Raw genomic sequence first — 22,766 nt, forward strand, 5'->3', positions numbered from 1 at the left:
GCGATTGTGTCGCGCAGCTCAAGCATTCTGTCCAGCAGAATATCGTTCCTGTTGACGGAACGCGGTAAAGTCTGCTTGAACTCAAGCACGGGTCTGGTTTCAGGCGCGTTTTTGGCGGGCACCGGAGGAGGTGTCGTGATTTGGAGGAATCCCATGCTGAACAGACGCAAATTTTTGATGAGCACCGCTGCCGCGGGGGCCGCCGGGCTGGTGGCGTCGCGTCTTTCTCCCGCTCTTGCCCAAGGCACGCCGCAGATCCAGATTTTCGTGCCGGCGGCGCCCGGTGGCGGCTGGGACCAGACCGCGCGCACGATGGACCAGGTGCTGCGCAGCGAGAAGCTGATCTCCGGCTCGCAGATCACCAATGTCGGCGGCGCCGGCGGCACGGTCGGGCTGCCGCAATTCATCAGTCAATGGAACGGCAAGGGCAATTCGCTGATGGTTGGCGGCATGGTCATGGTCGGCGCCATCATCGCCAACAAGGCTGCCAATAATTTGACGCAGGTCACGCCGATCGCCCGGCTCACCGGCGAGTTCGAAGCGCTGGTGGTGCCGGCGGCCTCGCCGTTCAAGACGGCCGCCGACTTCGTCGCCGCGCTTAAAGAGGATCCGACGAAGGTTCCCGTCGCCGGCGGCTCGGCCGGCGGTTCGGACCATATCCTGTTCGGCCTGATCGCCAAGACGGCGGGCGTGCCGGCGACAAACCTGTCCTACGTGCCGTTCGCGGGCGGCGGCGAGGCGCTGTCAGCGCTGCTCGGCAACCAGGTGGCGGCGGGCATTTCCGGCTTTGGCGAGTTCTCCGAACAGGTCAAGGCCGGGGCGCTCAGGCTGCTCGCCATTTCCGCCGACAAGCGGCAGGAGGGCATCGATGCGCCAACGCTGAAGGAAGCCGGCATCGACGTCGAACTGTTCAACTGGCGCGGCGTCTTCGCACCCCCCGGCGTCTCCGATACCGATAAGGCGGCGATGATCACGCTGGTCGAGACCATGGCCAAGAGCGATGCCTGGGCCACGGAATGCAAGAACCGCAACTGGACGCCCATCCTGCTCACCGGCGACGACTATGCGAAGTTCCTTGCCGAGGATACGGCTCGCATCGAAGCCATCCTCAAGGATCTCGGGCTCGCCTGATTTCCCTGAAGAGGGCGGGTTCATGGCCCGCCCTTTTTCCTCCCGCCGTTCGCATGGACATGCGATCCACCGGGGATGAAGATAGGATAAAAGCCGGCTGTGAGATGCCGGCTGTCTTGGGAGGACATTCATGAGCACCAGCGACCAGCAGGCTGCGTCCTCGCGCCTTGCCGTACCCGAACTGCTGATCGGTATCGGGCTTCTGGCCTGTGCCGGGGCGGTCGCCTGGCAGACCTTGGCGATCCCGGTGTCGCCGCTTTACTCCAAGGTCGGCCCGACCGTCTTTCCCTACCTGACCATGTTCGGCCTGGTGGTTCTTTCGCTCCTGCTCATCGTCGCCGCACTGCGCGGCGGCTGGCAGCCGGAAGAGGAAAAGGAGACGCCGACCGACTGGAAGGCGATGGGCTTCGTCGTCATCGGCCTTATCGCCAACCTGCTCCTGATCCAGCCGCTCGGCTTCACCGCGGCATCCGTCATCATGTTCGTTCTGGTCTGCTACGGCTTCGGCAGCCGGCATACGCTGCGCGATGCGCTCACTGGCCTCGTGCTGGCGCTGGCCGCCTATTTCGGCTTCGCCAGGGCGCTCGGCGTCAATATCGGCGCCGGTTTCATCGAGAACCAGCTGAATACGGTAATCGATGCGTTCACCAGCACGCTGAGGGGCTGACGCCATGGAAACGCTAGGCCATCTGGCACACGGTTTCGCCGTCGCCTTCACTCCGGTCAACCTTCTGTGGTGCCTGCTCGGCACCACGCTTGGCACCGCCATCGGCGTGCTGCCCGGCCTCGGACCGGCGCTGACCATCGCGCTGCTTCTGCCGATCACCTACCAGGTTGCGCCGGAGGCCTCCTTCATCCTGTTTGCCGGCATCTATTACGGGGCCATGTATGGCGGCTCGACGACCTCGATCCTGCTCAACACGCCAGGCGAAAGCGCTACCATCGTCACCGCGCTGGAAGGCAACAAGATGGCCCGGTCCGGGCGCGGCGGCGCCGCACTTGCCACCTCGGCGATCGGCTCCTTCGTCGCCGGCACTCTCGGCACGCTGGGCGTCGCCTTCCTGGCGCCTATCGTGGTCAGGTTCGCGCTGGCCTTCGGCCCGGCCGAATATTTCTCGCTGATGGTGCTGGCCTTCATCACGGTTTCGGCGGTGCTCGGCTCGTCCTCAGTGCGCGGCTTGACCAGCCTGTTCGCCGGCTTTGTTATCGGCATGATCGGGGTCGACCTGCAGACCGGCCAGCCGCGCTTCACCTTCGGCATGACCGAACTGCTCGACGGCGTCGACGTCATCATCGCCGCCGTCGGCCTGTTCGCCGTCGGTGAGACGCTCTACATGGCCTCGCGCCGTTATGCCGGCAAGGACGAGATCGTGCCGCTGAAGGGCTCGCTCTATATGACGGCGGCCGAATGGAGGCGCTCGTGGAAGCCCTGGTTGCGCGGCGCCGCGATCGGCTTCCCGATCGGCGCCATGCCGGCCGGCGGCGCCGAGATCCCGACCTTCCTGTCCTATGCCATCGAAAAGAAGCTTTCGAAGCACAAGCAGGAATTCGGCACGGTTGGCGCCATCGAGGGCGTAGCCGGTCCGGAGGCCGCCAACAATGCCTCGGCTGCCGGCGTGCTGGTGCCGATGCTGACGCTCGGGCTGCCGACCTCGGCGACGGCGGCAATCATGCTTTCGGCCTTCCAGAGCTACGGCATCAATCCAGGCCCGCTGCTTCTGACGACACAAGGCAACCTGGTCTGGGGACTGATCGCCAGCCTGTTCATCGCCAACGTCATTCTCGTCATCCTCAATCTGCCGCTGATCGGGCTTTGGGTGCGGCTGCTGAAGATCCCGGCGCCGCAGCTCTATGCCGGCATCCTGGTTTTCGCCACCGTCGGCACCTACGGCATTTCGCAGTCGCCGATCGACCTCGCCATCCTCTATCTCCTGGGTGCTGCCGGCTTCCTGATGCGGCGCTTCGATTTCCCGACCGCGCCCGTCATCATCGGCATGATCCTGGGACCGCTCGCCGAAACTCAATTCCGCCGCGCCATGACGATCTCGAACGGCGACTGGTCGGTGTTCTACAAGCACCCGCTGTCGCTGACCCTGCTGACGCTGGCCTTCATCGGCCTGGTCGGGCCGCATATCTGGGCCTACATCGAACGCCGCCGATTGCGGGGGCCGGAGCATGTGCCGGGCGATGCCTGATCGATTTGAAGTGACATGACAGACCTGCTTTCCGGCATCCGCGTGCTCGACCTGACCAACGTCCTGGCCGGGCCCTACTGCGCCTACCAGTTGGCGCTGCTCGGCGCCGACGTCATCAAGGTCGAGGCGCCGCAAGGCGGCGACCTGGCGCGACAGCTCGGCGGTTCGCCGGAACTCAACCAGGCCGGCATGGGAGCTTCGTTCCTGGCTCAGAATGCCGGCAAACGCTCCGTCGTGCTCGACCTCAAGAAGGAAGCCGAGCGCGAACGCTTCCTCGACCTGGTCGCCAGCGCCGATGCGCTGGTGGAAAACTTCCGCCCCGGCGTCATGGGCCGGCTTGGCCTCGGCTACGAGGCGCTGAAGGCGGTCCGCCCCAACCTTGTCTACTGCGCGATATCGGGCTTCGGCCAGACCGGGCCGATGCGCGACAATCCGGCCTATGACCAGATCATCCAAGGCCTTTCGGGCATTATGAGCATCACCGGCACGCCGGAGACGGCACCCTTGCGGGTCGGCTATCCCGTCGCCGACACGCTGGGCGGACTGGTCGGGGCCTTCGCCATCGTCTCGGCGCTGGTAAGGCAGAAGACGAGCGGCGAGGGTGCTTTTCTCGACGTGTCGATGCTTGAATGCACATTGTCGGCGCTTGGCTGGCCGGTTTCCAACTATCTGACGGCCGGGGTCGATCCCAAGCCGATGGGCAATGAGAACATGACGGCGGCACCGTCGGGCGCCTTTCGCACCGGCGACGGTCTGCTCAACATCGCCGCCAACAAGCAGGAGCAGTTCGTAACGCTTTGCCGGCTTATCGAACGGCCGGAGCTGGCGTCGGATCCACGCTTTGCCGAGCGCGAGACGCGCAAGCGGAACCGTGCGGCGCTGAAGATCGAGATCGAGGGGGCCCTGGCGAATGGCCCGGCGGCTGCGTGGGAAGAAAAACTGAACCGCGCCGGGGTGCCGGCGGGCAGGGTGCTGACGATCCCGCAAGTGCTGGCCGAACCGCAGGTGCTGGAGCGCCAGATGACCAGGGCTTTCGACGGCGTGGCTGACATGGAGAGACCGCTGACGGTTCTGCGCGGCGGCTTCATGGTCGATGGTACGGCTCCATTGCCGGCCTCCCCGCCACCGGCCCTGGGCGAGCACATGGACGAGGTTTTCGCCGGCCTGTCGCCGCGAGCGAAGACAAAGGCACTCACATGAACGAGCAAAAGACGATATGAGTGAGCAAAAGACGGGCCGCGAGCGTGCAGAGGAGTGGTGGCAGACCGGCATCATCGAAATGCGGCCGGGCGTCATCCGGCTGCGCGGCTATGAAATCCAGGACCTGATCGGCCGCGTCAGCTTCCCGGCTGTCATCTGGCTGATGCTGCGCGGCGAATTGCCCAGCGAGGAACAGGCCGCGCTGCTCGGCATCGCGCTGGGCGCCGCAGTCGACCACGGGCCGCAGGCGCCGTCGATCGCTATCGCCCGCATGGCGGCGACCTGCGGTGTCGGCATCAACAGCGCCATGGCTTCGGCCATCAACGTGCTTGGCGACGTCCATGGCGGCGCCGGCGAGCAGGCGCTTGCCTTCTATGGCGACATTGCCGCGGCGCTCGATGGCGGCACGACGCTGAAAGAGGCTGTCTCGGGGCGGCTTGACCGGTTCTTTGCCGGGGAAAAGGGCTACGTGCCGGGGCTGGGCCATCGCTTCCATCCGGTCGACCCGCGCGCGCCGCGCCTGATGGAACTGACTCGGGAGTTTGCCGCGCGCGGCGTGATCAATGGCCGCTTCGCCGATATCGCCGAGGCGATCGAGGCGGAGGTCGCGCGGCGCAAGGGCAAAAAGATACCGCTCAACATCGATGGTGCGACCGCCGTCATTTACGGCGAGCTCGGCTTTCCGCCACCGCTAACGCGGGGGCTTTTCGTGCTGTCGCGCTCGGTCGGCATCCTGGCGCATGCCTGGGAACAATCCCAGCAAGCCGAGCGGAACAAAGGTCCGCTGCCACGCGAATGGCTGTGGGCCTATGCCGGGACGCCAGTGCGACCGCTCCCCGAAGAGGACGGCGCCGGGGCGTGAGGCCTTTACGTAGGGCCGATTTGTGCCGGCTGGGGAAGCTTCAAGGTCCTTACCAGCGTCGAAAGTTCGGGTTCGTCGATGAGCATGGCCGCATCGGCCGGCGCCAGCCAGGCCCGTTGCCGCCGTTTGGCTTCCTGCCAGTCGGCAAGCTCTTGCGTTACTTCCAACAGATAGACGATGACATCGACGCGCACGAACCGGTTGGCCAGCCGCTTCCAATAGGAATAGGTGCCCGCTGGCTGCTTCAGGGTCTTGCCGAGCACGCCCGCTTCTTCCTGCGCCTCGATGGTGGCCGCCTTGCGTCCGCTCTTGCCTTTCATCGGCCAGCCCTTGGGTACGATGAAGCGCCTGGTGGTGCGCGAGGTGACCAGCATCACCTCGATGTCGCCGCGCTGGTCCAGCCGAAAAGGGATAGCCGCGACCTGGCGGATCGTCTCGCCCTTCTTGGCCTTGCGCACGGCCTTTTTCTTGCTGGCTGCCATTCGTAAAATCCAGTCGGTGCAGTGCCCATACCGTGACGCGGTGTCGTTGCAAAACCCAAACTGCCGCAAGGGCACCGGAACGCCCCTACCATGTAAGTCGGCTAAATAAAAGGGAAGCCCGCCTCAGCGGCAGGTGCTTACGGCGGTGTTGCCGATTATCTGGGTCTGGCAGTTCGGCCTGACCCGCGGCACGATGGGCGGCGGCTGTTGCACGATCACCCGGTCCTGAGCCCGATTCTGTTGCTGCTGTTGCTGAAACTGCTGCCGCTGGACACGGTTTTGCAAGGCCTGCAGATCGTTCTGCTGGATCAACGCGTTGTTGTCGACGGAGGGAATGAGCACCTGCGCGGAAGCAGGCAGACAGATGCCCGCCAGCGTCGAGGCTGCCAATGCCGCCGTCATGAAAACCGTTGATGGCCGAAGCGCCAACATCTGCTCATTCCCGCACAAATAAAATTCACTCTACATATAGTGCGTTTGTCCCCTCGTGCCACGCCAGAGTGCCGATTAACAGGAAATCGCGTGATCGCGCCCCCTTCGCGGCGGAGGAGAAATCTGCCCCGCCGCCCGCATCGCACTTGACGGAAGCGGTCGATTCACCGCTCTATCGGGTTGACGCTGGCCTCGAATTCCATGGCGTCAACGGCGTCGGCATGTCCGTCGGATGCAACGGCGCCTTCGAGGAAACGGTCAAACAGAACGCCGACAGTGCGTCCCTCAGTGTCAGCATCCAGCTGGCTCAGGGATGGAGCCGGGCAAAAGGGGTCCTTATGAGGAAGCATGCGTATCTGCTGGCGATGCTGGCGGCTGCCTGCATCGCCGGTCTTCCAGCCGCGGCGGCGCAGACAAAAGGCGACAAAGCGACGGCCGCGCCCGGCGCCAACCAGCCACAGCTGCCCGGCGGCGCATCGGCCTTGTCCGAAACCCACGGCGACTGGGCGGTCAACTGCCAGATATCGGGCGCGGCCAAGGCATGCAGCCTGTCACACCAGCAGTTCAACAAGCAAAGCAACCAGCGTCTGCTGGCGATAGAGTTGTCGAGCAAGACGGGCGAAGACGCGACCGGCACGCTCGCTTTGCCGTTCGGCCTGGCGCTCGCCAAGGGCGTCACCCTGACGATCGACGACCAGAAGCTGGACGGCAGTCTGCAGTTCAACACTTGCCAAGCCGTCGGCTGCCTGGTGCCGGTGGCGTTCGATGCCAACGTCGTCCCCGTGCTCAAGGCGGGCACCACCTTGAAGGTCGATGCCTTCGCGGCGGATACGGGGCAAGCGGTTAGCTTCTCCATCCCGCTCAATGGCTTCGGAAGTGCGCTTGCCCGGACGGCCGAGCTTCTTGCCGACTAGCGGTTCAGCGTTCCACAGAATCGCTAGCTTGCGCTAAGCCTTTGTTTTAGGAATTCCGACGGTCCAGCTCGTCACGCTGCGGTCGTTTTCAGCCGTTCCGCGATCAGGGTGGCGAGCCGGGTCGCCACTTCGTCCTTGCTCATCTCGGGCCATTCCTCGACGCCGGTCTTCGAGACGATGCGAACACGGTTGCGGTCGCCGCCCATCACACCGGATGGGCCGACGCCGCTGGTCTGCGACACGTCGTTGGCGACAATGAAGTCGGCGCCCTTCTTCCTCAGCTTGGCTTCGGCGTTGCGCAAAAGGTCCTGCGTCTCGGCGGCGAAGCCGACCACCAGCGCCGGCCGCTGCTTGTGATGCCCGACGCCCGCAAGGATGTCGGGGTTCTCGATCATGCGCAGCACCGGTGGGCCTTCGCCCGGCGCTTTCTTGATCTTCTCGCCAGCTGGGCTGTCGGTGCGCCAATCGGCGACGGCGGCGACGAATACCGCCGCATCGGCCGGTAGAAGCTGTTCCACGGCATCGCGCATTTCCTGCGCCCGCTCGACGTGGATGGTTTTCACACCAGCCGGATCGGCGATGCTGACGGGACCGGAGACCAGCCTCACGTCGGCGCCGAGCCTGGCCAATGCCGCCGCTATGGCATGGCCCTGCTTTCCCGACGATCGGTTGGCGATGTAGCGAACGGGGTCGATCGGCTCGTGCGTCGGGCCAGACGTGACGATGATCTTCTTGCCGGCCAGCGGCTTCGATCCGGTATCGAGCAGCGCCTCGATGGCGGCGACGATCTCCAGCGGCTCGGCCATGCGGCCTTCGCCAGCCTCGTTGCTCTCGGCCATCTCGCCTTTGGCGGGGCCAACAAAGGTGATGCCATCCTTGTGCAGCGCCGCACGGTTGCGCCGCGTCGCCGGATGCGCCCACATTCTGGGGTTCATGGCCGGCGCCATCAGCACCGGCTTGTCGGTGGCCAGGAGCACGGTGGAGGCAAGATCATTGGCGTGGCCGTTGGCGAGCTTGGCCATCAGGTCGGCGGTGGCGGGCGCCACGACCAGCAGATCGGCCTCGCGCGACAGCCTGATATGGCCGACATCGTGCTCGTCATTGCGATGGAAGAGATCGGTAAAGACATGGTCTGCCGAGAGCGCACCGGCCGACAGCGTGGTGACGAATTCCCGCGCAGCCGACGTCATGACCACGCGCACCGCCGCACCCCTTTCACGCAGACGGCGGATCAGGTCGAGTGCCTTGTAGGCGGCGATGCCGCCGCCGATGATGAGCAAGATGCGCTTGCCGGAGAGGGTCATGGAGGACCAGAGATCATCAGCGAGTTTCTTCTGATCAAAATCTACTTTTTGCAGCTGCCGGCCGAATTCGAGGATCTCCTCCGCCGTAACGAAATCCTTGGCACCTTTGAAGGTGGGCGCCACTTCCTTGAGCAGCAGACTTCTTGCCTCCTGCTCCATCGACACACCATGACGGGCAGCCCGCTCGCGCAGTCTTTGTTTCAAATCCTCGTCGAGATTGCGAATGGTCAGGGTACCCATGGCTAACTTTGCCTGCCTGCCATTGGTTGAACCTTGGCCTCGTCCTTAAATGTCAGGCGTCCGCCATCGAAGCCTTTCGTGGTCGGAAGCCCAACTGATGCCGCGAGCACATCCCGCGCCTCCTGCTCCATGGAAACGCCGCGCGCAGCACCGCGTTCACGCAATCGCTGCATGACATGATCTTCCAGATTCCGGACAGTAATCCTGGCCATAGTCGCACTCCTGCGCACAATATAGCTATCCCGCCTTTCGACTGCAATGACAGCATCGCTGTCATTGCAGTCACTTAGAGCAGCTTCCAGGCTATATAGACCAGCGTCAGGGCTATCACCCAAAGCGCCACGCGGCCGGAGCGGTTGTAGCGCGCTTCGGCCTTGCCGATGGCGCGGGCCGTCGCCTCGTCGAAGCGCAGACCATGTTCGGCCATCAGGTCGATCTCGCGCGACAGCCGCTCGGTGCGCGCTGCCAACTCGGGGGCTTGGCGGATCAGCGTCAGCATCGCCTTGCCGCCGTCGCGGGCGTCGGCCAGCAGGCCGCTTGGACCGAGATTTCCTGATATCCAGCCGCTGACCACGGGTTCGGCGGTCTTCCACATGTTGAAGGCCGGATCGAGCGTGCGCGCCACGCCCTCGACCACCACCATGGTTTTCTGCAGGAGGATCAGTTCGGGCCGTGTCGCCATGTCGAAGAGTTCGGTCACCTCGAACAGCAGCGTCAGAAGCTTGGCCATGGAAATGGTCTCGGCCGGCTGGCCATGGATCGGCTCGCCAATGGCGCGGATCGCCTGGGCGAAGGCCGCGACATTGTGCTGGCGCGGCACGTAGCCGGCCTCGAAATGAACCTCGGCGACGCGCAGATAGTCGCGCGTGATGAAGCCGTAGAGGATTTCGGCGAGGAACCGGCGCTCCTTCTTGCCGAGCCTGCCGGCAATGCCGAGATCGACGGCGACGATCGTGCCATCAGCCTCGACGAACAGGTTGCCCGGATGCATGTCGGCGTGGAAGAAGCCGTCGCGCAGGGTATGGCGCAAGAACGACTGGATCAGGTTGGCCGCGATTGCCCTCAGATCGTGTCCAGCGGCGGCGAGTCCGGCGATGTCGTTCATCTTGATGCCGTCGACCCATTCCATGGTCAGCACGTCGCGGCCGGTGCGCTCCCAGTCGACGGAAGGGACGCGAAAGCCCGGATCCTCCCTGGTGCTTTGACCAAGTTCGGAAAGCGCGGCCGCCTCGAGGCGCAGGTCCATCTCGATCTTGGTGGTCTGCGCCAGCGTCTCGGTCACCTCCACAGGCCGCAGCCGGCGTGAGGAGGGGATGTATTTCTCCTGCAGGCGGGCGGCGAGGAAATAGCTTTCAAGATCCTGGAAGAAGCGGCGGCGCACGCCCGGCCGGATCACCTTGACCGCCACCTTTCTGACGACGCCGCCATCGACCGTTTCAGCGGCATGGACCTGGGCGATGGAGGCCGCAGCGACCGGGTCGCCGAACTGCGTGTAGAGGTCGCCGAGCTTGCGCCCGAGCGAGCCCTCGATGGCCGCCACCGCCTCGGCCGTCGGGAAGGTGTGCATCTTGTCCTGCAGCATGGCGAGATCGAGCGCCATGTCGTTGCCGACGACGTCGGGCCGTGTCGCCAGAAACTGGCCAAGCTTGACATAAGACGGCCCGAGCCGAACCACCGCCTTGGCCAGCCGATCGCTGCGCTCATAGGCGAGCGCGCGGCGGCGGGTAAACAGCCGCGCCAGCCGCCAGCCCAATTTCGGCAGGCCGGACAGTTCCTCGCCAGGCAAAGCGGCGACGACGCCCTCGCGCACAAGCACCCAGCCGGCCCGCATGAGCCGAAATCCAGCGCTGACGGTGCTCATGCCCGGGCCTGCCTCAAAGTTTCCAGCCCGAATGAAGCGCGGCGATGCCGCCGGAATAGTTGCGGAACGAGACCCGATCGAAGCCCGCGCGGGTTATCATGGAAGCAAAATTCGCCTGGTTGGGGAATTTCGCGATCGACTCGACCAGATAGGAATAAGGCTCGCCGTCGCCGGTGACGGCCTTGCCGATCTTCGGAATGGCCTTGAACGACCAGGCCTCATAGACCCTGTCGAGCAACGGCATCTCGACCTCGGAAAATTCCAGGCACAGGAACCGCCCGCCCGGCTTCAGCACGCGCAACGCTTCGCTGAGAGCGACGTCGATCCTGGGGACGTTGCGGATGCCGAAAGCGATGGTGTAGGCGTCGAAGGTGGCGTCCGCGAACGGCAGTTCCTCGGCATTGGCTTCGACGAAGTCGGTGTTGCCGGACATGCCTTTCTTTTGCGCCCTGTCGCGACCGACGGCGAGCATCGAGCCGTTGATGTCGAGCACGGTGGCATGAGCATGCCCATGGCTGGCATCGACGATGCGAAAGGCGATGTCGCCGGTGCCGCCGGCGACATCGAGCACGCGCCAGCCCGGCCGCTTCGGCGGATTGAGCCAGGTTACCATGGCATCCTTCCACAGCCGGTGCAGGCCGCCCGACATCAGGTCGTTCATCAGGTCGTAGCGGTTGGCGACCTTGTGGAAAACATCGTTGACCAGGGGCTGCTTGTCGCCTGCCCCTACACGCTTGAAACCATAGGAGGTTTCCATGCCGCCGGCGGCCGTGGTTCTCTCAACTGACATTTTTTTGATCCGTCATAAAACCGGCGGGACCATAGCCGATCGATGGTGCGGGCGCTATTGTTTAAGGCGCGGTGTTCGGCCGCGCTTCCAGGTGGCGGGTTTCGAGACCTGGACTGACCGACGGGATGTTTGAATGCCTTTGAAAGCGGAACTGCACTGCCACATCGAAGGGGCAGCGGCACCGGAACTCGTCATCCGACAGGCGCAGAAATACGGCAAGGACATCTCGCCCTATATCCAGAACGGCTCTTTCGTCTGGCACGATTTCACCTCTTTTCTCGCCGCCTATGACTTCGCCTCCGACCTGTTCCGGACCGAGGAAGACTATGCGCGGCTGGCTGACCATTATCTGACCAGCCTGGCTCGTGACGGCGCCATCTACTCGGAGGTCTTCACCTCGCCGGACCATGCCACGAAGGCGGGGCTGTCGCCGAAGGCTTATACGGATGCGCTCGGCGAAGGCATGCTGCGCGCCAAGGCCAAGACCGGCATCGAGGGCCGTATGATCGTCACCGGAGTGCGCCATGCCGGCGTCGAGTCCATCGAGCAGGCAGCGCGCTTTGCCGCGCGCTGCGGACACCCGCTGGTAACCGGCTTCGGTGTCGCCGGCGACGAGAGGGTCGGCGAGATGGAGGACTACGTCAGGGCATTCGAAATCGCCCGCGAGGCCGGGCTCGGCATTACCGTTCACGCAGGCGAACTGACGGGGTGGGAGACGGTCCAGGCGGCGCTCGATCACATCCGCCCGTCGCGCATCGGCCATGGCGTGCGCGCCATCGAAAACCCCGATCTTGTCCGGCGCATCGCCGATGAGGGCGTGGTGCTGGAATGCTGTCCCGGCTCCAACATTGCGTTGAAAGTGTTCGACAGTTTCGCCGCCCACCCGTTCCCCGCCCTGCTCGCGGCCGGCTGCAAGGTGACGCTCAACTCGGATGATCCGCCCTATTTCTGGACCTCGCTGAAACGCGAATACGACATTGCGGCCGAGTATTTCTCGATGAACGAGAAGGCGCTGGCGGCCGTTACCCGAACGGCCATCGAGGCCGCTTTCGTCGACAGGAAGACCAAGGCAACGCTGCTCAGCCGGCTGGATGCGAAGGCCAGGTGAATGAAGGCTGGGTGGACAGGGAGTGGCCAGCAGTGAGCAGTTTGGCGGAGCGCGCATCGGGACTCGCAAATCGGCTCACTATTCACTACTCACTATTGGCTACTCACCACGAACCACGTCGGAGCACATCATGAAGGGCGTCACCGTCGTCGACCACCCGCTTGTCCAGCACAAGCTGAGCATCATGCGCAAGAAGGAGACATCGACGGCCGGTTTCCGGCGGCTGCTGCGCGAGATCTCGCTGCTGCTCGGCTATGAGGTGACACGCAATCTCGAACTCACGACGACGACCATCGAAACGCCGATCGAAATGATGGAGGCGCCGACGCTGGAAGGCAAGAAGCTGGTCTTCGCCTCGGTGCTGCGCGCCGGCAATGGCTTGCTCGAAGGCCTGCTCGACCTGGTTCCGGCGGCCCGCGTCGCCCATATCGGCCTCTATCGCGACCATGAGACGCTGGAAGCAGTCGAATATTTCTTCAAGGCGCCGAGCGACCTCGCCGACCGGCTGGTCATCGTCGTCGATCCGATGCTGGCCACCGCCAATTCCGCCATCGCGGCGATCGACAAGTTGAAGGGGCGCGGCGCCACCAACATCCGCTTTCTGTGCCTGCTGGCGGCGCCCGAAGGCATCGAGCGCTTCACCAAGGCACATCCCGACGTTCCCGTCTTCACGGCTTCCATCGATCGCCAGCTCAACGAGAAGGGCTACATCATGCCCGGCCTCGGCGACGCCGGCGACCGCATGTACGGGACAAAGTGATTTACCGAAAGTTTACGCAACGGCGCGGTTTCGAGCGGCGTTAAAACGGCAAACACCATCCCGGCGTTAAGGATCGGCCTTCACGACAGCGCCGCGCGTCCTGTCGGACGCTGCGACACTTTGATTCGCGCGTGATCCTTTCCGAAAATCGATCCCGATTTTCGGGGTCATGCGCCGGGGCCGATCCATGCTGCGCAAGCTACTTGTCCTCAGCGTCTTTGCCGGTACATCGGCATCCATCCCGATTGTCTATCAGTCGAATCCGCAGATGTTCGAAAGCCTGCTGAAAACGGCGGTGACGGCCAAGCCAGCGGCCGACGCCCGTCCGGAGGTCGCCTTGGCAGCGGCTCCCGACAAGCCGGTGGCGCCGTTGCCGATGGGCCGCAAGGTTGTCGTCACGGCCGACGCGCGAGGGCATTTCTCGTCGGCCTTCAAACTGAACGGACGCCAGATCGACGGCATGATCGATACAGGAGCGACACTGGTCGCCGTCAACACCTCGACGGCGCGCAGGATCGGTCTGTCGCTGAACCCGTCGGATTTCAGTCATGAGGTCAACACGGCCAACGGCACGATCAAGGCGGCGGTGGTGATGATCGACCGCTTGCAGATCGGCAGCATCACCGTCAACGACGTGCAGGCCATCGTGCTCGACGACAAGGCGCTGCACACCAATTTGATCGGCATGAGCTTTCTCAATCGGCTGGGCAAATATCAGGCCGAAAACGGCACGCTGCTTCTTGTCCAGTGAGCGGGCACGGCCGTTCGGGGCTGGGTCATATCAGCCACGCGGCAGGATGCGCCGGATGACCGACTTGTCGGCAGGCGGCTTGGAAGCGCCGATCGCATAGGCCGAAAGCACCGTTGCCGCCGTGGCTTCGGCGTCGGACACCGAGCGGGCATGGACCAGCGCCAGCGGCTCGCCAGCTCGAACCTCGGCGCCGACCGGCAACAGCCTGGTGATGCCGACCGCCGGGTCGACCTTGTCGTCTGGCCGGGTGCGGCCGCCGCCCAGCCCGACCACGGCAAGGCCGATATCGCGCGTGGCAATGCCGGTGACGAAGCCGTCCGCGATCGCTCTCACCGCGTGTTCCGTTGGCGCAACGGGCAAATATCGTTCCGGCTTCTCGATGAAATCGGCGGGGCCGCCGAGCACCGTCACCATGCGCGCGAAGGTGGCGGCGGCGCGGCCGCTGGCAAGGGTTTCGGTCGCCCGCCGCATGCCGTCCTGGTTGGACGGCACCAGACCCGCCGCCTGCAGCATTTCGGCGGCGAGCGCCAGCGTCACATCCTCCAGGCGCCGGTCGCGAAGGCGGCCGGTCAGGAAATCGACGGCGTTGCGCATCTCGACCGCGTTGCCGGCGGCCGAGGCCAGCGGTTCGTTCATGCCGGTGATCAGCGCCGAAACTTTTAATCCGGCGCCGCTTGCGACTTCGACCAGGCTGTTGGCGAGCGCCGTCGCGTCGCGCGACTTCTCCATGAAGGCGCCATTGCCGACCTTGACGTCGAGCACCAGCGAGCCCAGGCCTGCCGCCAGTTTCTTCGACAGGATCGAGGCGGTGATCAGCGGCACCGACTCCACGGTTCCGGTCACGTCACGGATGGCATAGAGCCGGCGGTCGGCCGGCGCGAGGTCCGCGGTCTGGCCGATGATGGCGCAACCCGCCTCCAGCACCGCCTTGCGAAACAGCGTGATGTCGGGCTGGCTGGCGTAGCCGGGGATGGAATCCATCTTGTCCAGCGTGCCGCCGGTGTGGCCGAGGCCGCGGCCGGATATCATCGGCACATAAGCGCCGCAGGCAGCGACGATCGGCGCCAGCATCAGCGAGACGTTGTCGCCGACGCCGCCTGTCGAATGTTTGTCCGTGACCGGGCCGGGCAGGTCCGACCAGTCGAGCACGTCGCCGGAATCGCGCATGGCCAATGTCAACGCCACGGCCTCGTCGCGGCTCATGCCGTTGAAGAACACCGCCATGGCGAAAGCCGCGACCTGGCCATCGGTGACGGCGCCATCGGTTACGCCAGCGATGAAGTCGGCGATTTCGCGCGCCGGCAGTCTGTGGCCGTCACGCTTGTGGCGGATGATTTCCTGCGGAAGCATCAGTTCTCCAACAGTCCGTCGCGGAACACACGCTTTAGGATCGTCGCCAGCCGCGCGCCGCCGACCGGGGCCATATCCTTGGTCTCCTGGTGCGAAAGCTCGGCTCCGGTCATGCCGGCGGCAAGATTGGTGATGATCGAGCAGGCGGCGACACGCAGGCCAAGGAAGCGGGCAAGGATGACTTCCGGCACGGTCGACATGCCGACCGCGTTGGCGCCCATGATGCGCGCCATGCGGATCTCGGCCGGCGTTTCGAAGCACGGGCCGGAGAACCACATGTAGACGCCCTTGTGCAGCGCCGTGCCGGTCGCCTTCGCCGCCTGTTCGATCGCCTTGCGGATGCCGGCATCGTAGGCTTCGGTCAGGCCGACGAAACGGCGATCGCTCGGCTCGCCGATCAGCGGGTTGGTGCCGGAGAAATTGATGTGGTCCGATATCAGCATCACCGAACCCGACCCCATCTCCGGATCGACCGAGCCGGCGGCATTGGTGAGGATCAGCTTGGTGATGCCGGTGCCGGCGAGCACCTCCAGCACCGGCCGCATCGCCGCCGCGTTGCCGTGCTCGTAATAGTGGGCGCGGCCCGACAGCATCAGCACCGGCGTGCCGGCAAGCAGCCCGACCACCACCTCTCCGGCATGGCCGGAAACGCCGCTTCTGGGAAAGCCGGGCAGATCGGCATAGGAAACACGGATCGGGTTCTCGACCTGGCTGACCAGCCCTCCCAGGCCAGAGCCCAGCACCAGCGCCGTGGTCGGCGCCAGGCCGTCCAGCCGTTCGATCAGATGGTCGAGCGCTTCCTTCATTTCAGCATGTCGCCGCGAAAGCCGTAAGGCAGCATGTCGCCCATGGTCACGGTTTCGGCGACGCCCGCATTGTCGCAGAGATAGAGTTTCGTTTCCGGACGGCAGAATTCGGCCAGCCGCTGCCGGCAGCCGCCGCAAGGCGAGCATTTGGCCATGCGCTCGGCAAGGACGGCGATTTCCATGATCTTGCCGCCGCCGCCCATGATATAATGGCCGAGCGCCGTCGTCTCGGCGCACCAGCCTTCCGGATAGGAGGCGACCTCGATATTGGCGCCCGTGAAGACGCGCCCGTCCTCGGTGCGAAGTGCGGCACCGACCGGAAATTTCGAATAGGGGGCGTAGGCCTTGGCCATGGCAGCCTTCGCCGCTTCGAATAATTCATGCGACATTTCGGTATTCTCTCCGATGATCTTGTCCATAAGCCGGCGCGCCTTTTGCGTCGCGCCCTCGATCCTCAGCGTTCCTTGACATAAGGCACGCCGCCGGCGCGCGGCGGGATCGCCTTGCCGATGAAACCGGCGAGCAGGATGACGGTGAGAATATAGGGCAGGGCCTGCATGAACTGCACCGGCACCTTGCCGATGAGCGGCAGCGGCGAGCCTTGCAGGCGGATCGACAGGGCGTCGAGGAAGCCGAACAGCAGGCAGGCGAACATGGCGTTGACCGGCTTCCACTTGGCAAAGATCAATGCGGCCAGCGCGATGTAGCCCTTGCCGGCGGTCATGTCCTTCACGAAGCCGCCATTCTGCACCATCGACAGATAGGCGCCGGCGACGCCGGTCAGGATGCCGGTGCAGATCAGCGCCCTGTAGCGCAGCCAGGCGACCGAGATGCCGGCGGTGTCCACGGCGGCCGGGTTTTCGCCGACCGCGCGCAGCCGCAGCCCAAAGCGCGTGCGAAACAGCACCCACCAGGTGAAAGGCACCATCGCGAAGGCGAGATAGACCAGTATCGAGTGGCCGGAGATCAGTTCCGCGTAGATCGGCCCGAGGACCGGCACGCCTCGGACGGCCTCGGCGCCGGGCCAGATAATGGCTTCGAACCGCTCGGCTGGTTGCAGCGCCGGCGTGCGCCCGCCTTGCTGGAACCAGGCCTGGCCGAGGATAATGGTCGAGCCGGCGGCGATGAAGTTGATCGCCACGCCGGAAACGATCTGGTTGCCGCGATGGGTGATCGAGGCAAAGCCGTGGATCATCGCGAACGCGACCGAGATCAGGATCGCCATGCCCAGTCCGAGGAAGGCGGAATGGAAGACCGACGCGGCCGCCGCACCGGCGAAGGCGCCGACCAGCATCTTGCCTTCGAGGCCGATGTCGAAGATGCCGGCGCGTTCCGAATAGAGGCCGGCCAGGCAGGCGAGCAGCAGCGGCACCGAGAGGCGGATGGTGGAATCCAGCGTCTGGACGATGGCGTTGAAGGTGTCCATTCAGGCGCCTTTTCCCTTGACCGCTTCCATGCCGACCGACCTCGGGCTGAGCGAGGCGAACAGCGCCTGGATGTAAGGCCTGAACATGTGTTCGAGCGCACCGGCGAACAGGATGACCAACCCTTGAATGATCACGATCATGTCGCGGCTGATCGCAGGCATCTCGAAGGCGAGTTCGGCGCCGCCCTGGTAGAGCATGCCAAACAGGATGGCCGCCAGCACGATGCCGACAGGGTGCAGGCGACCCATCAGCGCCACGGCGATGCCGACGAAACCGGCGCCGCTGACGAAGTCGATCGCGACATTGTGCTGGTCGCCCATCACCGGATTGAGCGCCATCATGCCGGCGAGCGCGCCCGAGATCATCATGGCGGTGATGATGATGCGGGTTTCGGAAATGCCGGCATAGCGCGCCGCCTTTGGACTGTGGCCGTAGGTGCGCATCTCATAGCCGAGCTTGGTGCGCCAGATCAGCAGCCAGACCAGGAAGGCCATGAGCAGCGCGAGCAGGAAGGAGATGTTGAGCGGCGCCGACCGGATCTTGGCGCCGAACAGCTCGATGACCCAGTTGAGTTTCGGCAATTCCGCGCCCGCCAGGAAGTTGCGCGTCTGCGGCGCCTGCGAGGCTGCCGGTTTCAACGGGCCGACCAGCAGGTAGACCATGATCGAAGCAGCGATGAAGTTGAACATGATGGTGGTGATGACGATGTGCGAGCCGCGCCTGGCCTGCAGATAGGCGGGGATCAGCGCCCACAAGGCGCCCACGGCCGCCGAAGCCACGATGGCCAGCGGAAATGTCAGCCACCATGGCAGCACGCTGTCGAAGGAGAGACAGACGATGGCGATGCCAAGGCCGGCGATGTAGGCCTGCCCCTCGGTGCCGATGTTGAACAGGCCGCAATGCGCTGCTACCGCCACCGAAAGTCCGGTGAAGATGAAGGTGGTGGCATAGAAGAGGGTAAAGGCGATACCTGTTCCCTTGCCGAAGGCGCCCTCGACCAGGATGACGGCGGCACGGAACGGGTTCTCGCCGACCAGAAGCACGACGAAGCCCGCGACGATGAAGGCCACAGACAGATTGATCAGCGGGATCAGCCCATAGTCGGCCCAGGCCGGCAATTTGGCATAGGGCGTGCTCATTGCGCCGCCTCCTGGCGCTCAACACCCGCCATCAGCAGGCCGAGCTCGCCCTCGCTCGCCTCCGGCCCGCGTTCGCCGACGATGCGGCCGGCAAACATGACCAGGATGCGGTCGGAGAGCGAGCGGATCTCATCGAGCTCGACCGACACGACCAGCACGGCCTTTCCCTGGTCGCGCATGGCGATCAGGCGCTTGTGGATGAACTCGATGGCGCCGACGTCGACGCCGCGCGTCGGCTGGCCGACGATGAGAACGCCGGGGTCCTGTTCGATTTCGCGCGCGAGCACGATCTTCTGCTGGTTGCCGCCGGAGAAGTTGGCGGTCTTCAGCCGTGGATTGCCGGGGCGGATGTCGTATTTCTCGATCTTGTCCTTGGCATCGGCAACGATGGCATCGATGTTGAGGAAGGGTCCTCTGAGGTAGCGGGGATCGTCATGGTAGCCGAGGATGGAATTCTCGTTCTCCTCGAAGGCCAGCACCAGCCCGACATGATGGCGATCCTCAGGCACATGGGCGAGGCCGCGGTCGCGCAGTTCGCCGGGATCGGCCTTGCCGGTGAGATCGATCGGCTTGCCCTCGAGCATCACCGAACCGGAAACGGCGTGCCTGATGCCGGAGATCGCCTCGAGCAGTTCGGACTGGCCGTTGCCGGCGACACCGGCGATGCCGACGATCTCGCCGGCGCGCAGGTCGAAGGAGATGTCGTCGACCATGGTGACGCCGCGGGAATCCTTGACCGTCAGGTTCTTGACCGCGAGTTTTACCGCGCCGGCTTCCGCTTCGCCCTTCTCCACCCGCAAGAGCACGCGGCGCCCGACCATCAGCTCGGCCAGTTCCGCGACGGTGGTCTTCTTCGTTTCCCTGGTCGCCACCATCGTGCCCTGGCGCATCACCGAAACCGTGTCGGTGATGGCCATGATCTCGCGCAATTTGTGGGTGATCAGCACCACCGTCTTTCCCTGCTCCTTCAATTGCTTGAGGATGCGGAAGAGGTGGTCGGCCTCGGCCGGCGTCAGCACACCCGTCGGCTCGTCGAGGATCAGGATCTCGGCGCCGCGATAGAGCGCCTTGAGGATCTCGACGCGCTGCTGCAGGCCGACCGGCAATTCCTCGACGATGGCGTCGGGATCGACCTCGAGGCCGTATTCACGCTCCAGCCGCTCCAGTTCGGAACGCGCCTTGGCGATGCTTTTCTTCAGCAAGGCGTCGCTTTCGGCGCCGAGGATGACGTTCTCCAGGACCGAGAAATTGTCGACCAGCATGAAATGCTGGTGCACCATGCCGATGCCGAGCGCGATCGCATCGTTGGGCGTGCTTATCGATGCCGGCTTGCCGCCGACGCGGATCTCGCCGCTGTCGGCCTGGTAGAAGCCATACAGAATCGACATCAGCGTCGACTTGCCGGCGCCGTTCTCGCCGACGATGCCGTGGATGGTGCCGCGCGCGATTTCCAGGTTGATGTTGCGGTTGGCGCGCACGGCGCCAAAGCTCTTGTTGATGCCAATCAGTTCGATTGCGGCCAGTTCAATCGCGGCATGCGCCATGCAGCCTGTCCCACTCTTATTTTTTTATCGCTTGGTCAAAATGCCTAGCATGACGCTCCGCCCGTGCCAATTGGCCGGAGCAGCGTCCACTCTCGACAAATCCCGGCGCGCTTGTCAATTTCGAACGTGGCCGAAGCTCTCATATTCGCTAATATGGCAAGCCGATTTGACACTGCGCGCGACACCTGAGGACTTTGCATGACCATGCCCGCCGACCGGCTGACGACGCTGGAGATCCGCTCCGCCGAGCAGGAGAAGACCATCGAGGAGCTGTCCGGCCAGATCGCCGAGCAGTGGAAGGTGATCGAGCGCATGCAGCGCAAGCTCGACGCGCTGACCGACCGCTTCCTGGCGCTGGAGGAACAGGCGGCACCCGACGTGCCGGTGACTAAGCCGCCGCACTGGTAGGGGAGGGAAGCCGAGCGATGGCCAGCGATCGCATCGCAAGAGCCGGCGACTACGTGCTTGGCCTGATGAACGATGCGCAACGCCAAAGGGCCGAGCGCGATCTGGAGGTCGACCCCGCCTTTCGCGATGCGGTGGTCCAGCTTGCCGAGCGCATGCATATTTTCGACCGCGCCGAACCTTCCGGCGACGATCGCTGGCGGCTGATCTCGCAACGCATCGCCGAACTGCCGCAGATGCGCTCGCCCGGCGATGACGAGGCGAAACCTTCGGTGGTAATCCGCAAGCTGGAACGCCAACCCTACGGCGTCGGCGTTCCCGCGCTCGGCGGCCGGCGCGGCGCGGTCATCGCCATCTTGCTGATCGCGGTTTTCGCGCTCGGTTATCTGGTGGGCCAGCTATAGCCGAAGCTCGCGCACCATTAGCTGCATTGGGTGACCGTCCTGTTCAAACGGCTCGACGACTACCCAACCGAGCCCAGCATAGAAATCACGCGCTTCCCACGTATAGAGGTAGAGTCGCTCCGCACCGATCGACGCCCCATGTGCTTCGATGGCCCGGACCAGTGCGCCACCGATCCCTTTGTTGCGGTGGTTGCGATCCACGACCAAGCCGGCAAGCCATGGCGTCAGGTCGTGCGAAGGTTCCAATTCGTGGCGAACCAGCAGGCATGTGCCAACCGATACTTCGCCGATCCGGGCCTCAAGCGCCGTCTCGAAGCCGTCCCCGGCCAACAGCCTGCGGAGCCCGGCGGCATCCTCGTCCGGCGTCCTTGCGCTACCCTCGAAAAAGGCGGCAACCCGCAATCGTGCCATCGCCTCGACGTCGCTTTCGGTCATGGGTTCTATCATCGGCGCCACTCTTGCCTCGGTGCATGCCATCAAGGTCTTCCAAAAACAAAACCGCCGGGATAAGGCCCGGCGGTTCGAAACTTAGTGCTTACCGATCAATACGGGCAGGCGTTGTCGGCGGTGTAGTCGTGCACCTCGACCTTGCCGGCGATGATGTCGGCCTTGGCCTTCTCGACCGCCGCCTTCATCTCGTCGGTCACCAGCGCCTTGTTGTTGTCGTCCATGGCGTAGTCGACGCCGCCTTCCTTGAGGCCGAGATTTTCGACGCCGCCCTTGAAGGTGCCGTTCTTGCCGTCCATGAAGGCGGTGTAGACGGCAACATCCACGCGCTTCAGCATCGAGGTCAGAACCTTGCCGGGCTGGAGGCCGTTCTGGTTGGAATCGACGCCGATGCCGAGCTTGCCGGCATCAGCCGCCGCCTGCAGCACACCGACGCCGGTGCCGCCGGCGGCCGCATAGACCACGTCGGAACCCTGGTCGATCTGCGTCTTGGCGATCTCGCCGCCCTTGGCCGGGTCGTTCCAGGCGGCCGGCGTGTCGCCGGTCATGTTCTGGATGACGTCGGTCGCGCCTGCCGATTTGGCGCCGCCGACATAGCCGCATTCGAACTTGCGGATCAACGGAATGTCCATGCCGCCGACGAAGCTCACCTTCTTCGTCTTGGAGGCCATCGCCGCCATGATGCCGACGAGATAGGAGCCTTCATTCTCCTTGAATACGAGCGAGCGGACATTGGGCAGGTCGACGGCATCGTCGATGATGGCGAAGTTGAGATCGGGATATTCGGTCGCGACCTTCTTCAGCGCATCCTCCCAGGCGAAGCCGGCCATGACGATCGGGTTGTGGCCGTCCTCGGCGAAGCGGCGCAACGCCTGCTCGCGTTGCGAAGCGTTGGAGACCTCGAACTCGACATAGGGGACGCCGGTCTCTATCTTGAACTTTTCGGCGCCATGGTAGGCGGCCTCGTTGAAGGATTTGTCGAACTTACCGCCGAGATCATAGAGGATGGCCGGCTGCACATCCGCGGCGAAAGCCGGAAGAACCATTGCAGTTGCGGCCAGAAGGCCGAGAACGATACGTTTCATGTGATCCACACCCTGTCGGTTATTTTTTTCCGTTACGCCCCGCCCGCCTGCCCGGTTCTCCGGCATGCGCGCGACGTCAGCCAGGAGTGTATATTCCCCTCCCGCTCAGCGGCAATCTGGCACGGCCCG

General features: G+C 64.3%; 25 protein-coding genes. 11 read left to right on the plus strand and 14 right to left on the minus strand.

Going from position 1 to position 22,766, the window contains the following annotated elements; genetic code table 11:
* Positions 1-153: 153 nt before the first annotated feature.
* The 5 genes from FJ942_RS04100 to FJ942_RS04120 all read left to right on the plus strand — a co-directional run bounded on the left by FJ942_RS04100 (position 154) and on the right by FJ942_RS04120 (position 5,388).
* Entirely contained in the window at positions 154-1,131 is a 978-nt protein-coding gene (locus tag FJ942_RS04100) for a tripartite tricarboxylate transporter substrate-binding protein (protein ID WP_140496391.1), read from the plus strand.
* A 130-nt stretch (positions 1,132-1,261) separates the two neighbouring features.
* A complete protein-coding gene (locus FJ942_RS04105; RefSeq protein ID WP_140624400.1) occupies positions 1,262-1,798 on the plus strand; it encodes a tripartite tricarboxylate transporter TctB family protein in 537 nt (178 codons plus the stop codon).
* Positions 1,799-1,802: 4 nt separating this feature from the next.
* Positions 1,803-3,326 (plus strand): tripartite tricarboxylate transporter permease, encoded by a 1,524-nt coding sequence (locus FJ942_RS04110; protein ID WP_140556474.1) that lies wholly within the window; start codon positions 1,803-1,805, stop codon positions 3,324-3,326.
* A gap of 15 nt (positions 3,327-3,341) precedes the next feature.
* Positions 3,342-4,526, plus strand: a complete 1,185-nt coding sequence (locus FJ942_RS04115; protein WP_140560258.1) for a CoA transferase — start codon at positions 3,342-3,344, stop codon at positions 4,524-4,526.
* A 16-nt stretch (positions 4,527-4,542) separates the two neighbouring features.
* The gene (locus tag FJ942_RS04120) at positions 4,543-5,388 is read left to right on the plus strand and encodes a citryl-CoA lyase (RefSeq protein WP_140496383.1); all 846 of its coding nucleotides are present in this window, start codon (positions 4,543-4,545) and stop codon (positions 5,386-5,388) included.
* A 5-nt stretch (positions 5,389-5,393) separates the two neighbouring features.
* Here the strand turns inward: FJ942_RS04120 and FJ942_RS04125 are convergent, their stop codons facing one another.
* Both FJ942_RS04125 and FJ942_RS04130 read right to left on the minus strand, forming a co-directional pair.
* Positions 5,394-5,870, minus strand: a complete 477-nt coding sequence (locus FJ942_RS04125; RefSeq protein WP_140897266.1) for an NUDIX hydrolase — start codon at positions 5,868-5,870, stop codon at positions 5,394-5,396.
* Positions 5,871-5,993: 123 nt separating this feature from the next.
* Positions 5,994-6,272, minus strand: coding sequence for a hypothetical protein (locus FJ942_RS04130; protein WP_224557047.1), 279 nt, complete (start codon positions 6,270-6,272; stop codon positions 5,994-5,996).
* Between the two features lie 11 nt (positions 6,273-6,283).
* Between FJ942_RS04130 and FJ942_RS28765 the strand changes: the two genes are divergently transcribed.
* Entirely contained in the window at positions 6,284-7,216 is a 933-nt protein-coding gene (locus FJ942_RS28765) for an invasion associated locus B family protein (protein ID WP_246679654.1), read from the plus strand.
* Between the two features lie 71 nt (positions 7,217-7,287).
* On the opposite strand, the gene coaBC is transcribed toward FJ942_RS28765, so the two are convergent.
* The 4 genes from coaBC to ubiE form a co-directional block, all read right to left on the minus strand.
* The gene (gene coaBC, locus FJ942_RS04140) at positions 7,288-8,760 is read right to left on the minus strand and encodes a bifunctional phosphopantothenoylcysteine decarboxylase/phosphopantothenate--cysteine ligase CoaBC (protein WP_210243339.1); all 1,473 of its coding nucleotides are present in this window, start codon (positions 8,758-8,760) and stop codon (positions 7,288-7,290) included.
* A 2-nt stretch (positions 8,761-8,762) separates the two neighbouring features.
* The gene (locus FJ942_RS04145) at positions 8,763-8,972 is read right to left on the minus strand and encodes a plasmid stabilization protein (RefSeq protein ID WP_140496375.1); all 210 of its coding nucleotides are present in this window, start codon (positions 8,970-8,972) and stop codon (positions 8,763-8,765) included.
* Positions 8,973-9,046: 74 nt separating this feature from the next.
* On the minus strand, positions 9,047-10,621 hold the full coding sequence (gene ubiB / locus FJ942_RS04150; RefSeq protein WP_140676109.1) for a 2-polyprenylphenol 6-hydroxylase: 1,575 nt from the start codon (positions 10,619-10,621) through the stop codon (positions 9,047-9,049).
* Between the two features lie 13 nt (positions 10,622-10,634).
* Positions 10,635-11,411: a bifunctional demethylmenaquinone methyltransferase/2-methoxy-6-polyprenyl-1,4-benzoquinol methylase UbiE gene (ubiE, locus tag FJ942_RS04155; RefSeq protein WP_140513738.1), complete on the minus strand. Its 777-nt coding sequence runs from the start codon at positions 11,409-11,411 to the stop codon at positions 10,635-10,637.
* 133 nt (positions 11,412-11,544) lie between these two features.
* Here ubiE and FJ942_RS04160 point away from each other — a divergent pair, with 133 nt between their 5' ends.
* From FJ942_RS04160 to FJ942_RS04170, 3 genes are all read left to right on the plus strand, one after another.
* The gene (locus FJ942_RS04160; protein WP_140686064.1) at positions 11,545-12,519 is read left to right on the plus strand and encodes an adenosine deaminase; all 975 of its coding nucleotides are present in this window, start codon (positions 11,545-11,547) and stop codon (positions 12,517-12,519) included.
* Positions 12,520-12,649: 130 nt separating this feature from the next.
* A complete protein-coding gene (upp, locus tag FJ942_RS04165; RefSeq protein ID WP_140686063.1) occupies positions 12,650-13,279 on the plus strand; it encodes a uracil phosphoribosyltransferase in 630 nt (209 codons plus the stop codon).
* 187 nt (positions 13,280-13,466) lie between these two features.
* Positions 13,467-14,030 (plus strand): TIGR02281 family clan AA aspartic protease, encoded by a 564-nt coding sequence (locus FJ942_RS04170; protein ID WP_140556484.1) that lies wholly within the window; start codon positions 13,467-13,469, stop codon positions 14,028-14,030.
* Between the two features lie 30 nt (positions 14,031-14,060).
* Here the strand turns inward: FJ942_RS04170 and deoA are convergent, their stop codons facing one another.
* The 6 genes from deoA to FJ942_RS04200 all read right to left on the minus strand — a co-directional run bounded on the left by deoA (position 14,061) and on the right by FJ942_RS04200 (position 20,281).
* A complete protein-coding gene (gene deoA, locus FJ942_RS04175) occupies positions 14,061-15,380 on the minus strand; it encodes a thymidine phosphorylase (protein WP_140686062.1) in 1,320 nt (439 codons plus the stop codon).
* A complete protein-coding gene (locus FJ942_RS04180; protein WP_140522472.1) occupies positions 15,380-16,186 on the minus strand; it encodes a purine-nucleoside phosphorylase in 807 nt (268 codons plus the stop codon). Before FJ942_RS04180 ends, deoA begins: the two co-directional genes overlap by 1 nt.
* Positions 16,183-16,575, minus strand: a complete 393-nt coding sequence (gene cdd, locus FJ942_RS04185; RefSeq protein WP_140522725.1) for a cytidine deaminase — start codon at positions 16,573-16,575, stop codon at positions 16,183-16,185. Before cdd ends, FJ942_RS04180 begins: the two co-directional genes overlap by 4 nt.
* Positions 16,576-16,640: 65 nt before the next feature.
* On the minus strand, positions 16,641-17,612 hold the full coding sequence (locus FJ942_RS04190; RefSeq protein WP_140657308.1) for an ABC transporter permease: 972 nt from the start codon (positions 17,610-17,612) through the stop codon (positions 16,641-16,643).
* Complete coding sequence (locus tag FJ942_RS04195) at positions 17,613-18,752, minus strand: ABC transporter permease (RefSeq protein WP_140513733.1); 1,140 nt, start codon at positions 18,750-18,752, stop codon at positions 17,613-17,615.
* The gene (locus FJ942_RS04200; RefSeq protein WP_140897398.1) at positions 18,749-20,281 is read right to left on the minus strand and encodes an ABC transporter ATP-binding protein; all 1,533 of its coding nucleotides are present in this window, start codon (positions 20,279-20,281) and stop codon (positions 18,749-18,751) included. Before FJ942_RS04200 ends, FJ942_RS04195 begins: the two co-directional genes overlap by 4 nt.
* A gap of 213 nt (positions 20,282-20,494) precedes the next feature.
* On the opposite strand from FJ942_RS04200, the gene FJ942_RS04205 reads away from it, so the two are divergent.
* Together FJ942_RS04205 and FJ942_RS04210 are read left to right on the plus strand one after the other, a co-directional pair.
* Positions 20,495-20,704, plus strand: a complete 210-nt coding sequence (locus tag FJ942_RS04205; protein WP_140513732.1) for a SlyX family protein — start codon at positions 20,495-20,497, stop codon at positions 20,702-20,704.
* Positions 20,705-20,721: 17 nt separating this feature from the next.
* Positions 20,722-21,105, plus strand: coding sequence for a hypothetical protein (locus tag FJ942_RS04210; protein ID WP_140560265.1), 384 nt, complete (start codon positions 20,722-20,724; stop codon positions 21,103-21,105).
* Here FJ942_RS04210 and FJ942_RS04215 read toward each other — a convergent pair.
* Positions 21,100-21,540, minus strand: a complete 441-nt coding sequence (locus FJ942_RS04215) for a GNAT family N-acetyltransferase (RefSeq protein ID WP_246679655.1) — start codon at positions 21,538-21,540, stop codon at positions 21,100-21,102. The two genes, FJ942_RS04210 and FJ942_RS04215, sit on opposite strands and share 6 nt — an antisense overlap.
* Positions 21,541-21,647: 107 nt before the next feature.
* Positions 21,648-22,637, minus strand: coding sequence for a BMP family ABC transporter substrate-binding protein (locus FJ942_RS04220; protein WP_140686059.1), 990 nt, complete (start codon positions 22,635-22,637; stop codon positions 21,648-21,650).
* Between the last annotated feature and the right edge of the window lie 129 nt (positions 22,638-22,766).

Source organism: Mesorhizobium sp. B2-4-2, from assembly GCF_006442845.1.
GTDB lineage: Bacteria > Pseudomonadota > Alphaproteobacteria > Rhizobiales > Rhizobiaceae > Mesorhizobium.

Bases quoted from the DNA above. Each gene is read 5' to 3' on its own strand.
- cdd (WP_140522725.1), bottom strand. From the start codon at position 16,575: ATGTCGCATGAATTATTCGAAGCGGCGAAGGCTGCCATGGCCAAGGCC.
- FJ942_RS04130 (WP_224557047.1), bottom strand. From the start codon at position 6,272: ATGACGGCGGCATTGGCAGCCTCGACGCTGGCGGGCATCTGTCTGCCT.
- FJ942_RS04195 (WP_140513733.1), bottom strand. From the start codon at position 18,752: ATGAGCACGCCCTATGCCAAATTGCCGGCCTGGGCCGACTATGGGCTG.
- FJ942_RS28765 (WP_246679654.1), top strand. From the start codon at position 6,284: ATGGCCGAAGCGCCAACATCTGCTCATTCCCGCACAAATAAAATTCAC.
- FJ942_RS04160 (WP_140686064.1), top strand. From the start codon at position 11,545: ATGCCTTTGAAAGCGGAACTGCACTGCCACATCGAAGGGGCAGCGGCA.
- upp (WP_140686063.1), top strand. From the start codon at position 12,650: ATGAAGGGCGTCACCGTCGTCGACCACCCGCTTGTCCAGCACAAGCTG.
- deoA (WP_140686062.1), bottom strand. From the start codon at position 15,380: ATGCTTCCGCAGGAAATCATCCGCCACAAGCGTGACGGCCACAGACTG.
- FJ942_RS04180 (WP_140522472.1), bottom strand. From the start codon at position 16,186: ATGAAGGAAGCGCTCGACCATCTGATCGAACGGCTGGACGGCCTGGCG.
- FJ942_RS04115 (WP_140560258.1), top strand. From the start codon at position 3,342: ATGACAGACCTGCTTTCCGGCATCCGCGTGCTCGACCTGACCAACGTC.
- ubiE (WP_140513738.1), bottom strand. From the start codon at position 11,411: ATGTCAGTTGAGAGAACCACGGCCGCCGGCGGCATGGAAACCTCCTAT.
- FJ942_RS04105 (WP_140624400.1), top strand. From the start codon at position 1,262: ATGAGCACCAGCGACCAGCAGGCTGCGTCCTCGCGCCTTGCCGTACCC.
- FJ942_RS04110 (WP_140556474.1), top strand. From the start codon at position 1,803: ATGGAAACGCTAGGCCATCTGGCACACGGTTTCGCCGTCGCCTTCACT.
- ubiB (WP_140676109.1), bottom strand. From the start codon at position 10,621: ATGAGCACCGTCAGCGCTGGATTTCGGCTCATGCGGGCCGGCTGGGTG.
- FJ942_RS04205 (WP_140513732.1), top strand. From the start codon at position 20,495: ATGACCATGCCCGCCGACCGGCTGACGACGCTGGAGATCCGCTCCGCC.
- FJ942_RS04190 (WP_140657308.1), bottom strand. From the start codon at position 17,612: ATGGACACCTTCAACGCCATCGTCCAGACGCTGGATTCCACCATCCGC.
- FJ942_RS04100 (WP_140496391.1), top strand. From the start codon at position 154: ATGCTGAACAGACGCAAATTTTTGATGAGCACCGCTGCCGCGGGGGCC.
- FJ942_RS04220 (WP_140686059.1), bottom strand. From the start codon at position 22,637: ATGAAACGTATCGTTCTCGGCCTTCTGGCCGCAACTGCAATGGTTCTT.
- FJ942_RS04215 (WP_246679655.1), bottom strand. From the start codon at position 21,540: ATGACCGAAAGCGACGTCGAGGCGATGGCACGATTGCGGGTTGCCGCC.
- FJ942_RS04170 (WP_140556484.1), top strand. From the start codon at position 13,467: ATGCTGCGCAAGCTACTTGTCCTCAGCGTCTTTGCCGGTACATCGGCA.
- FJ942_RS04145 (WP_140496375.1), bottom strand. From the start codon at position 8,972: ATGGCCAGGATTACTGTCCGGAATCTGGAAGATCATGTCATGCAGCGA.
- FJ942_RS04120 (WP_140496383.1), top strand. From the start codon at position 4,543: ATGAGTGAGCAAAAGACGGGCCGCGAGCGTGCAGAGGAGTGGTGGCAG.
- coaBC (WP_210243339.1), bottom strand. From the start codon at position 8,760: ATGGGTACCCTGACCATTCGCAATCTCGACGAGGATTTGAAACAAAGA.
- FJ942_RS04210 (WP_140560265.1), top strand. From the start codon at position 20,722: ATGGCCAGCGATCGCATCGCAAGAGCCGGCGACTACGTGCTTGGCCTG.
- FJ942_RS04125 (WP_140897266.1), bottom strand. From the start codon at position 5,870: ATGGCAGCCAGCAAGAAAAAGGCCGTGCGCAAGGCCAAGAAGGGCGAG.